Source organism: Luteibacter sp. (assembly GCF_051958795.1).
Lineage (GTDB): Bacteria > Pseudomonadota > Gammaproteobacteria > Xanthomonadales > Rhodanobacteraceae > Luteibacter.
This window is the reverse complement of record NZ_JBQCFT010000193.1, coordinates 1-11,926: the sequence shown is the minus strand read 5'-3', so window position 1 is coordinate 11,926 and position 11,926 is coordinate 1. Positions and strand designations below refer to the sequence as shown.

General features: G+C 65.6%; 8 protein-coding genes. 6 read left to right on the top strand and 2 right to left on the bottom strand.

The window, feature by feature from the left end:
• Positions 1-432, top strand: a 432-nt coding sequence (locus ACTHLF_RS09820; RefSeq protein WP_440327000.1) for an SDR family oxidoreductase, incomplete at its 5' end; no start/stop codon positions are given.
• A gap of 43 nt (positions 433-475) precedes the next feature.
• On the opposite strand, the gene ACTHLF_RS09815 is transcribed toward ACTHLF_RS09820, so the two are convergent.
• Together ACTHLF_RS09815 and ACTHLF_RS09810 are read right to left on the bottom strand one after the other, a co-directional pair.
• Positions 476-943, bottom strand: coding sequence for a hypothetical protein (locus tag ACTHLF_RS09815; RefSeq protein WP_440326998.1), 468 nt, complete (start codon positions 941-943; stop codon positions 476-478).
• Positions 944-1,113: 170 nt separating this feature from the next.
• A complete protein-coding gene (locus tag ACTHLF_RS09810) occupies positions 1,114-1,578 on the bottom strand; it encodes a hypothetical protein (RefSeq protein ID WP_440326996.1) in 465 nt (154 codons plus the stop codon).
• 244 nt (positions 1,579-1,822) lie between these two features.
• Between ACTHLF_RS09810 and ACTHLF_RS09805 the strand changes: the two genes are divergently transcribed.
• The 5 genes from ACTHLF_RS09805 to ACTHLF_RS09785 all read left to right on the top strand — a co-directional run.
• Positions 1,823-2,464 carry a hypothetical protein gene (locus ACTHLF_RS09805; RefSeq protein WP_440326994.1) on the top strand — a complete coding sequence of 214 codons (642 nt, stop codon included), beginning with the start codon at positions 1,823-1,825 and terminating at the stop codon, positions 2,462-2,464.
• 192 nt (positions 2,465-2,656) lie between these two features.
• On the top strand, positions 2,657-3,514 hold the full coding sequence (locus ACTHLF_RS09800) for a DUF4189 domain-containing protein (protein WP_440326992.1): 858 nt from the start codon (positions 2,657-2,659) through the stop codon (positions 3,512-3,514).
• Positions 3,515-3,519: 5 nt separating this feature from the next.
• A complete protein-coding gene (locus ACTHLF_RS09795; protein ID WP_440326990.1) occupies positions 3,520-4,386 on the top strand; it encodes a DUF4189 domain-containing protein in 867 nt (288 codons plus the stop codon).
• A gap of 192 nt (positions 4,387-4,578) precedes the next feature.
• Complete coding sequence (locus ACTHLF_RS09790; protein WP_440326988.1) at positions 4,579-6,270, top strand: ShlB/FhaC/HecB family hemolysin secretion/activation protein; 1,692 nt, start codon at positions 4,579-4,581, stop codon at positions 6,268-6,270.
• A gap of 49 nt (positions 6,271-6,319) precedes the next feature.
• A partial coding sequence (locus ACTHLF_RS09785) for a two-partner secretion domain-containing protein (protein WP_440326987.1) occupies positions 6,320-11,926 on the top strand: 5,607 nt, incomplete at its 3' end.

Genomic DNA, 11,926 nt, shown 5'->3' with positions numbered 1-11,926 from the left:
ACGCTCGAGGAGATGGGCCGCGTCATCGACATCAACCTGCGCGGTGTCTTCATCGCTACGCAGGCCGCGCTGAAGTACATCCCGGATGGCGGCCGCGTCATCACCCTCGGTTCGTGCGTTGGCGAGCGGATGGGCACGCCGGGCCTGGTCGCGTACGCGGCGACCAAGGGCGCGGTAAAGATGTTCACCCAGGGCCTGGCTCGTGAGCTCGGCCCGCGTGGCATCACGGTGAACAACGTGCAGCCCGGCCCGATCGATACCGACCTGAACCCGGCCAACGACGAGTGGGCCGCCCCGCAGATCGCGAACACGGCCCTGAGGCGCTACGGGCACGTGGATGACATCGCGGCGATGGTGTCGTTTGTCGCGGGGCCGGAAGCGGGTTATGTGACCGGTACGAACCTGACGGTGGATGGTGGGACTAACGCCTGAGTCGCGGGAGGAGCGCGCGGCTGGTCGTCGCGCGCTCCGGCGCTTAGCGCTCGCTCTTCACGACCTTGGTGCGGTCGGTCATGCCCGCGATCGAGGCACGACCCACCGCAGGCGAGACCGCCCTCAGCTGGATCATCTCGCTCATCGCGCCACCTGAAGAATCCCACACGAAGTAGTACGTCCTGTCGGCTTCGAAATCACCCTCGAGGCCCAGCGCCGGGGTCGCCATCATCATGGCGGGGTACGCCACATCCACGATGTGGTGGCCGGGTGCGATGTTCACGTGCAGGTAGGTACCTCGGCGGATATCGCCGACTTTCTTCCTGTCGATATTGACGTTCTGCCACCAGCCGGTCCCGAACCCGTCCGTCTGGTTCTGGGCGACCACGACAGTCGCCATGCCCGCCTTTTCACTCCCCGCACCGGCGTAGCGGTGGGCATCGTATTTCACGGTCTCGGTACAGCCGCCGAGCGCCACGACGGCCACGGCGATAAACGCTACCCGCTTCATGTTTCCCCCTGTAAGGCCTGCCGTGGTGGCAGGCGGCGCGAGGATACATGGGCTGGGGGAGGGCGTATGTAGGCGAGGGCCTACACAAAATCTGGCCGGAGTACGGTCACGACCGGGGGCGTCTTCTCCTATTGTACGCAGGGCCGGTGGAGACGGGGCGTGGCGGGAAATTACCGCTCGAGGAACCCGGTCGGGATCCAGAACGGCGCTTCGCCGTTCGCACCGGACACCTTCGCGTTGTTGGTCTTCTTGCTCACCTCAAGCACCACGACGCTGGCGCCTGCCTTCAACGGTGAGCACGCCTTCAATGCCTCGCTCGCGGATGCGACGCCCGATGCCTCACGCAGGCGCTTCACCACGTCGGCGCTATCACCCGTCGCCTTCGCCTCCACGGCGTTGGGATCGACCGTACCCTGCTGCGTGCTCGCCGCATCGGCAGCCACCAGGTAGAGCATGAAGTTGCTATAGGCGGCCAGGGCATCCGTGGCGCAGACGGCCACCGGTTCGCCGGGGGCGCTATAGGTGGTGACATGTTCACCGACGTCGCAGGCATCCTCGCGGCAGGTGGTTGCCGTGGCGGAGGTGGCGATGAGGGTGAGGGCTAGCGAGGCGAGGATCGTTGATTGGCGGGGCATCTGGGAGACTCTTGGGGAGCTTGGTCTGGCTGGGTTTGTAAGGACTATAGCCGGTTGGGCGGGATTCCAGTGGTGCGTACCGGGTAGTGAACCGATGCACGGGATCCCAGGGATAGGACGTCGCGACTCAATCCGCGAAGCGCGCCTCCATTACCTGAGTCGAGACAGCAACGTCGTGGCCGGGTGCGCGAGTGCCAGAAGCCGGTCGTGTAATATCCCGGCTCGAACAAACAAGGGGAAATCGATGAACCTGGTACGCAACGCCCTCGGGGCCGTCGCGGCGATGCTTCTTGCCGGCTGTAGCCTGCATGCCAACAGCGTCCGCATGGATCCTCCATCTGTCGCCATTCCCACGGAAAGCAAGCCGGTCGTCATCGGCTCGGTGTACGACAAGCGTGATATGGCGTTGTTGCCGGAATCTTCTCGGGAGAGGGTCTCCCTGGCCACTAGTGGCGAGCTGGGTAAGGCGGGCGTGGCAAGCTCGGTGGCCGGCGGCGGGAAATTCATCTGGACCTTGACTGACAACGATACCGTCACCGATTGGGTTCGCGACCTCGTTATTACGGGCCTTCGGCAGAATGGCTTTCGTGCCGTCAAGGCTTCGGAAGCAGCACCTGGCACGCCCGTCATAGACATTGATGTCAATGAGTTCTGGGCGTACATACCCTTTAACTTCGGGCGTTCATTGACATACACGCAGCAGATGAAGGCATGGATCGCGACCACGGTTCACCTCAATAGCGGCGCGGAGCCAGCATCGTTCAAGGTACGGGGCGAGGGTGCTCATATTGTTCAGATCTTCAGCGAAGAAAATGTCCGGCAGGCATACGAGCTGGCCTCGGACGATTATCTGAAGAACTTTCAACGGAAGGCTTCTGAGCTTTAATCCCGGATCCATCGTGCGGTTACCCGCTGGGAAGCGAAGTCTGTCCGGGTTGGGAAGGCTTTAGCCGTTTGGCAGCGCTTCCATCGGTGCCTCTCGGATAGTGACCCATTCCGGCATTTTCAGAATTTTCCTCTAGTTCGGCCCAAGGGCGCTGGCTAGACTTCAGGCGATCGATACCCCCACGGAGTTGGTATGGCAAGGATTCCCATCGCCGCTGTCCTGTTTGCGGTTAGCGCGTGCACCCTCGCGAGCGGGCGTCCGCCCACCGTATCGGCGCCACCGGAAGTCGTGGCTGCCGCTCCCGCGGGGACGACGATCGTTGCCTTTGCTAGCAGCGGGGGCCAGCCAGAAGCCGACGCCGCTGGCGTGTTCGAGAGTGCTCCCGACAACGACGTGCGATATCGGACGCTCGTTGTGTTTGGGAAGAGAGAGGGAACGTTCGTTCCGGAATTCGCCAATGAGAAGATCATCGGCTGCTCTAAGTGCACGCAGTTTCATGATGATCCGTTCTGGCCGAAGCACCTTGAGGTCATCGCCGGGCATATCCTGATCGATCAGTTCGACAGTGGCCAAAAGCCGTCTACCACGACGATCGAGCTGGTCCGTAAAGACGGGGCTTGGCGGGTGTCCACAGCCGAGCGGCAGACCGTCGAAGGTGGTGATGGAGCTACGGCACTGAAGAAACTTCCCTTGCCAGCATCAGGCCTCGCCAAGGATTTCGATGGCGAGTGGGGTATCCCGGTTGTGTTGAACACCCTCATGATCAATCACAAGAACGGCAAGTTCATGCTGTATCACGGTGGAAGCTCATCGGAGCAGGTGTGGCAAACACTTAGGGCCGACTGCAACAAGCTGGATTGCACGATCCTGGTCCAACAGCAGGATGGGTGCATTTCGCTTGTAAAGGATGCCGATGGCCGATTCTTCGGCGCTGGTGCGCCGGACCCGCGCGATAAGAAAGCCGCGATCGGGAAGGCCATGGATGCGTGCAATGGGTCAGGTGGTAAGCAGTGTGAGGCGATTCGCACTGATTGCAATCGAGGTATCTGACGACCATGCTGAGAATGAACGTGCTTTTTGCCTCTGTGACCCTTATGGCGGTAGTGAGCGCGCATGCCGCGACGCAGAAGCCTGCTCCGGCCGTGCCACAGGAAGTCGCCGCCGAAGCACCCGCTGGATCGACGCTATTGGCCTTCGCGTCGAGTGGTAGTCAGCCGAACGCCACCGCCGCAGCCGTGTTCCAGGGTGCGGCTACCAAGAACGACGCGCGTTATCGCACCCTGATTGTGTTCGCGAAGAGGGATGGAAGGTTCACCCCTGAATTCTCCAGCGACAAGATTCTGGGCTGCTCGAAATGCACTCAGTTCCACGACGATCCGTTCTGGCCCGACGGCATTAACGTGAAGCCAAGTCGCATTACGATCAACCAAGGTGATGGCGGCGAGACACCAAGCGTGACATCGATACGCCTTGTCCGTCGGGGCGACGCCTGGACGGTCGAAAGTGCAACCAGGGAGGTCGTGCGCGGAGGGCGCGGTGATGCCAAGACCGAGGACATTGCGCTTCCGGCGTCTCGCCTGGCAAAGGATCTGGACGCAGGGTGGGTCGTCCCAGTCTTCTACAACACGATCGTCGTCAACAACACGACCGGTCGATTTATCTTTCGCCACCGGACGCCTACCCCTGACGGCGTGTGGGACGAGGTCAGAGGCCGCTGCAACAAGCAGGAGTGCTCGATCCTCGTACAGCAGAAAGACGGCTGCATATCTCTGGTCCAGGATGCATCAGCCAAATCATTTGGTGCTGGGACGCCGGATGAAGGGAATGAGCGCGCAGCTTCGGCAAAGGCCATGGCGGCTTGTCAGGCGGCGGGTGGACAACAGTGCAAGGTGGTTCGCACGGATTGCGCTAGAGGGATCTAGAGGAAACCTCTTTGGACCGCCAACGGCGGACGCTGCCCCAGCCCCGCCAGCCCCGCCAGCCCCATGGTGGTAAAAAACCCACCCTAAAGTTCCACCCAACCCTGCCGATCCTATGCGATTGAAGATCGGCCGCGGCCACCCGTGATGGGTTCCCGCGTGCCATGACCAGGACGGTTTGGAGTAGTAAAAAACATGAGGTTTACAGGGGAAGGTCGTTGGCGCACAACGACATACGGGCTGATTTCCCTGCTTGCGGTCGCTGCCAGTACCTCGGCGGCGGCCCAGCAGAGCGTTTTGGACAAGCAAGAGCAGCTGCGTCGCGCACAGCAGCTCGAGCACAAGGAAGAGCAGCGCCAGCAGGCGCCGTTCCAAGCCACGCCGTCGGCCCAGGTCGAGCGGCTCGACGCACCATTGCCGAAGGAAACGCCGTGTTTTCCGCTGCAGAGCCTGCAGCTGGAAGGCGAGCGCGTGGCGGATTTTGCCTGGGCGCAGCGCTACCTGGATCGCTTCGTAGGCCAGTGCGTCGGCCGCGACGGCCTGGAGACGCTGCAGCGCCGTCTCTCCAACCTGATGATCGCGCGGGGTTTTGTCACCACGCGCGTCGGCGTTCCCGCCCAGGACATCTCGCAGGGCCACCTGCGCATGCTGCTGGTGCCGGGTACCCTGCGCCACATCCGTTTCGCCCCGGGCTCCCCGGAGCTCGACTGGCGCTCGGCGTTCCCCATCCGCGAGGGCGACCTGCTCAACCTGCACGCGATCGAGCAGGGTCTGGAGCAGCTCAAGCGCGTACCCTCGCAGGATGTGAGCATGGATATCGCGCCGGGCGAACAGGTCGGCGAATCCGATGTGGTCCTGACGGTGCACAAGCAGCGGCGCTGGCACGTGGTGGCCGATGCCGGCGACTCCGGCCTCAAGGGCACCGGCAAGTACCAGGGCAACCTCAACGTCTCGCTGGATAACCCGTTCGGGCTCAACGACCTGTTCTCGATTGGCGCCGGCCATGCGCTGGGCACCAACCGCGACGGCGGCAGCACCTTCAGCAAGAACGCCACCTACAGCATCCCCTGGGGCTGGTGGACCTTCAGCGCATCGCTTTCCACCTACCGCTACCGCCAGTGGATCGACGGCTTCAACAGCCGCTTCCGCTCGACCGGCACTTCCACCTCCAGCGACATCACCGTGCAACGCCTGCTGACGCGTGGCACTTCGAGCAAGACCTCGCTCGAGGCGCGCATCGCCACGCGCAACGCGCACAGCTATATCCAGGGCGTGGAAGTCGGGATCCAGCGGCAGCGTGTCGCCAGCGCGGAACTCGCCCTGGTCCATCGCCACTACATCGGCCAGGCGCAGGTGGACGCGCGCCTGGGCTACCAGCGTGGCACGCCATGGTTCGGCAGCCAGTGGATGAGCTACGACCCGGAGGTGGGCTTCCCCACCAACCGCTACGGGCTGACCACGCTGGATCTGTCAGTGAGCCAGCCGTTCTCGCTGGGCAGCCGTCAGGCTATCTGGGATAGCAGCCTGCGCCTGCAGCGCTCCACCGACCACCTGCCGGCAGCGGAACTCATCACCATCGGCGGCCGCTACTCGGTGCGCGGATTCGATGGCGAGCAGACGCTCGCCGGCGAGCGCGGCGCGTACCTGCGTAACACCTTCACATTGCCGCTTGGCGTGGTCGCACCGTACCTCGGTGTGGATCTCGGCCATGTGGCAGGGCCATCCACGCAACCCGGCCACCGCTCGCTTACGGGCGGGGTGCTGGGCCTGCGCGGCAGCTACAGCGGTTTGAGCTGGGATCTCTTCATCGGCCGGCGCCTGCACGCGCCACGCGGTTTCGATACCGAGCAGCCGGCGACGGGCTTCCAGCTGATCTACCAGTACTGAAACGGGCAGGGGTGCCCAGGCGGGCACCCGACAAAACTTAGGAACGGTCATGATGACGGTCAAGGAAACGATGGCGCGCCCGCGGGGCGCGATGGCTCTGGCGGCACTGCGCTCACTGGCGCTGGCGATCGCTTTTGCCACGGTGGGCATCCCGGTGGTGTCCTGGGCACAGCAGGTGCCCGACGCCGCGGCAGGCGCGCACCGGCCGGGCATGGATTCGGCGGCAAACGGCGTCCCGGTCGTGGACATCGTCGCGCCGAACGCCAAGGGCGTGTCGCACAACAAGTACCAGCGCTTCGATGTGGATCAGCGTGGCGTGATCCTCAACAACAGCGCGTCCATCGTGAAGACGCAGCTGGGCGGGTACATCGCCGGTAACGATAACCTCAAGGGCGGCGAAGCGTCGCTGATCCTCAACGAGGTGACCTCGGCACTGCCCAGCAACCTGCGCGGCTATATCGAAGTGGGCGGCAAGCAGGCGGCCGTGGTGATCGCCAATCCTTACGGCATCACCTGCGACGGCTGCGGCGTCATCAACAGCCAGCGCTTCACGCTCACCACCGGCACGCCGGTGTTTGGTGGCAGCGGCAGCCTCGATGCCTTTCACGTCACGGGCGGCAGCATCGCCATCGGCAGCGGCGGCCTCGATGGTTCGGTGGTCGATCGCACCGACCTCATCGCACGCGCGGTGCAGGTCAACGGCCAGCTCTGGGCGAAGGACCTCAACGTCGTCACCGGCGCGAACGATGCGAATTACGGGGATGCCGGCGTACGCGCCAACGTGGCTGATGCCGCGCGTCCGTCCGTCGCAATCGACGTGGCGGCGCTAGGTGGCATGTATGCAGAGAAGATCCGCCTCGTCGGTACGGAGGCGGGTGTCGGCGTGGTCAGCAGTGGCGCGATCGCCGCGCAGGCGGGCGACCTCGAGTTGACCAGTGCGGGCGAAGTGCGCCTGGGCGGTACGACGGTAGCGTTGAACAACGCGACGCTGAACGCGGCCGGCCCGGTCACGATCAGCGGCAATTTCGGTACGCAGGGCGGGAACGTCGCGCTGAATTCGCAGGGGCCGCTCGCTGTGCGTGGTGGCCTGATCGCCGGTGGTGCGCTTGCCGTGAACGTGGCGGGCGACATCGACGCGTCCGGCCGGCTGAGTGCGGGTAACAACATCGCCGTGTACGCCTCGGGCATGCTGGCAAACTCGGGTCTCGTGTACGCGGGACAGTCGTTCGACCTGCGCGCGGGTAGCCTGCGCAACACCGGCACCATGGTGGGTATCGGCGATGTCGCGCTGCGCACCAGCGACAGCATCGATAACGGCTCCGTCGCCGTCTCCGGCGGCCGCCTCGACATGCAGGCTGCCAGCATCACGAACCGCGCGGGCGCGATCGTGAATGCCGGTACCGCGCTGGCGGTGACCACGACCGGCGGTCTGGTGAACGACGGCAGCCTCGTCGGCACGACTGGCCTCACGCTCAATGCGCGGAGCCTTACCAATCGAGGCGAAGTCGGTACGCAGCAAGGCAATGCCGCGCTCACTACATCCGGCGATATGCAGCTGGCCGGTACGACGGTGGCCGGCGGTACATTGACCCTGCGCACGCCCGGTACGGTCACGCAGCAGGGCCAGCTCACGGCAAACGGCATCGATGCCGATGTCGGTGCGCTCGACAACCGGGGCGACTTCTACGCCCGCGGCGATGGGCAGGTGCACGTCAGCCGTGACCTCAGCAATGCCGGTGCACTGTTTGCGGATGGCCGCCTTGCGCTGAGCGCGGATGGCAAGATCAGCAACAGCGGCACGCTACACGCGGGCACCGACCTCGCGCTCACGGCAGCCGCGCTGGATAGCAGCAAACAGATCGACGCCACGCGCGACGTCTCGTTGAACGCCCAGTCCATCCGCCTGGCGGGTAACGTCCAGGCTGGTCGTGACGTGGCGCTTGCCACCCGTGGAATGCTCGAGAACAACGCGGCCGTGGTCGCGGGTCGCGACATGGCCGTCAACACCGGTTCGCTGGCGAATGCCGGTGCACTCTCCGCGACGCGCAATCTCGCGCTGTCGGCGGGTGATGATGTTTCCGGCGCCGGCCAGCTCTATGCGGGCCAGGCGCTCACGGCGGAGGCGGGCTCGCTTTCGCTTGGCACCGGTGGTTCGGTGAGTGCGGGTGATTCGGCGACCGTGCGGGTCCGTGATGGCCTGCAGAATGCCGGCAGCATCGTCGCGGCGAACGCGCTTTCCATCAACGTCGGTTCGATCGACTCCACCGGCTCGCTGGGCAGCACGCAGGGCTCGGCCACGCTGACCACGACCGTGGGCGACCTGCACCTGGGCGGTGTGGTCTCCACGGCGCAGGGCTTCCAGGCGCGCTCCGCGCAGGCCTTCCTGCTCGACGGCAAGCTGACCGGCGCGACGCTGGACGTTGCCTCAGCGAATGCCATGTCGCTGGGTGGTTCGTTCTATGCCGCGGGTAACGCAGTGTTCGAAGCGGGCCAGGGGATGCTGCTTGGCGGTGACGCCTATGCAGACGGCGCCCTGACCTTGCGCGCCGCTACGTCGATTGCGCAGTCGGGCACCACCCACGCGGGCACCGATCTCTCGCTGCAGGCGGCGGGCATCAGTACGCAGGGCACGCTGGATGCGGCCCATGACGCATCGCTTCGCGCCGATACGCTGAACCTGGCGGGCCGCACGCAGGCGGGGCATGACCTCGCACTTGCCGCCGCGCAGGACGTGGCGAACGCGGGCCTGTTGTATGCAGGCAACGTACTGAGCCTCGATGCGGCGAGCTTCACGCAGGCGGCGGCGGGGCAGGCCAATGCGGCCGGCAAGCTCTCGCTATCGGTCACGGGCGCGCTCGCGAGCGATGGCGCGCTGATCGGTGGCACTGCGCTGGACGTGCATGCGGGGAGCCTGCGCAGTGGCGGCCAGCTCGGCACCACGGCCGGTGATGTCACGCTGACGACCACGCAGGGCGACCTGGCCCTTGCGGGAACGACCGTGGCCTCGGGGCGTATCGATGCCACCTCGGCCGGTGCGCTGGCGCAGACGGGCTCGCTCAGTGCTTCTTCGGCTGGCCTGAACGCCGGCGGCGACCTGACCCTGGGCGGTGATACGTCGGTCAACGGCGCGCTGGCGCTCCAGGCTGGCCGCGACCTGCATAACACGGGCAGCGTCTATACGACGGGCACGCTCGATGTGCATGCCGCGCGCGACCTGGACAACCGCGGCAGCATCGCCGCGGAGCAGGGGCTTACTGTCGACGCGCAAGGTGCGCTTACGCAGGATGCCAACGGCAAACTTCAATCGAATGGCGATCTCGCCGTCACCGCGGGCCACATCGACAGCGCCGGCTTGCTGGCCAGTGCACATGACGTGACGCTCGCCTCGCAGGGTGATGCGACCCTTTCCGGCACGACACAGGCCGGCGGCACGCTGGGGATCACCGCTTCAGGCGCACTGACCAACGGTGGCAAGCTGCTGGCGTCGAACGGCCTGACCGTGGATGCCACGCGTATCGGCAACACCGGCGACATCTCCACGGATGGCACGCTGGCCCTGCGCGCGGCAGGTACGCTCGACAACCAGGGCAACATTTATACCGGCAAGGCGCTCACGCTGGGCGGTTCGGATTTCACCCAGGGCAGCTCGGCCACGCTGACGGGTGCCGACGACATCACTGTCGACGTCTCCGGCGCCGTGACGAACGCCGGCAAGCTGGTCGCCGCAAAGACCCTCGATGTGAAGGCCGCGAGCCTGACCAGCACGGGCACACTCGGCACGCAGCAGGGCGACGTGCATCTGCTGGCGCGCCAGGGTGATCTGGTGCTCGGCGGTACCGTGGCGTCGGCCGCCAGCCTCGACGCGACCGCGAGTGGCGCACTCCGCCAGAGCGGCCAGCTTGCGGCCACGGGCCTGACCCTGCATGCCGCAGGCGACCTCGTGACCCAGGGCGATATCGCCGCGCGGACCGCCGCGCTCTTGAGCGGTGCCACCCTGAACCAGGCGGGCACGCTGAGTGCGGAAAGCATCACGCTCGATGGCGTGGCCGTGCACAACGACGGCCGCACGCTTTCCTCCGGCGACCTCACCGTGCGCGGCAGCACGATCGACGGGGCGGGTACGCTCGCCGCGGGCCTGAAGGACGACGGCACGCTGGGTACGGCCGGCGATCTCCATGTGCTGGCCGACGCCGCGCTCACCGCGCATGGCAGCCTGCTCGCGGGTCACGCACTGGATGTGCAGGGCAATGCACTGGATCTCTCGTACGGCACGCAGCGTGCGGGCAGCGACGCCCTGTTGCTGGCGCGCATGGGCAACATCGACCACACCGGTGGTGACCTTGCGGTGGGCGGCACGCTGACCGCGCAGGCCAGTGGCGCGCTGGTGAACCGAGGCGTGGATGGCCACGACGGACGCCTCCAGGCGAACGCGTTGCTGCTTTCGGCGGCATCGATCGACAACAGCCGCGGCAAGCTGCTGCAGACGGGTACCTCGGCGTTGACGTTGCGCACGGCGGGTACGCTCGACAACACCAGCGGCACCATCGCCAGCAATGGCAATGATCTCACGCTGCACGGCAGCCGCGTGGTCAACAGCGGCGGCACGGTGCAACTCGCTGGCACGGGTACGCTCGATGTCAGCGCCGACCAGGACGTGGATAACCGCCAGGGCACGATCGTCGGTAACGGCACCACGAAGGTCGCAGCTTCCACGGCATTGGCCAACGACGGTGGCCTCATCAACGCGCAGGGCGCGACCACCGTCACCGCGGCTTCGCTGAGCAACACCGCGAACGGCGCGATCTCCGGCTCGTCGCTGGGCGTAACAGTTACCAATGCGGTGAACAACGCCGGTGGCTTGCTCCAGGCGACGACCGGCAATGTCGGCGTCACGGCAGGCTCGCTTGCCAACGCGGGCGGCACGATCCAGTCGGTGCCAGGTGCGGTGACCCTGGGCGTGGGTGGCACGCTGGATAACGGCGGCGGTGTCATCGCCGCGGGCGGCCTCACGACGCTCAACACGGCACGCCTGATCAATGCCGGCACCATCTCCGGCGGCCAGCTCAACGTGCAGGCCACGGATACGGTCGCCAACACCGGTCGCCTGCAGAGCCTTGGCGCGCTGACCCTGCGAGCCACCAACGGCCTCAGCAACAACGGCGGCGCGATCGAAGCCAACGGCGCGACCACGCTCAATGCCGCATCGATCTCGAACATCGGCGGCCGCATTGCCAACGCGAGCGCGGCGCTCACCCAGGTGACGTCCGGCGGTGGCATCGATAACCGTGGCGGCACGCTGGGTGGTCAGGGCGACGTGAACCTGTCGGGTTCGTCCATCTCGAATACGCAGGGCGGCACGCTGGTCGCGGCCGGCAACATGACCCTCGGCACCGGCCAGCTCGATAACACCGGCGGCACGGTGTACGCCGGCAACACCTTCAACTTCATCAACGCGGGTGCGTCGGCGACCAACGTCAACGGCAAGATCACCGCTGGCCAACAGCTCAACCTCACCCTGGCTTCGCTCAACAACAGCGGCGGCACCGTGCAGGCGGGCATCGATGGCGTGGGCGGCGTGGGCAACGTGGCGCTGGATGTGCGCAGCATCACGGGCCAGGGCAGCATCATCGCCAACAACACGCTCGGCATGCACCTG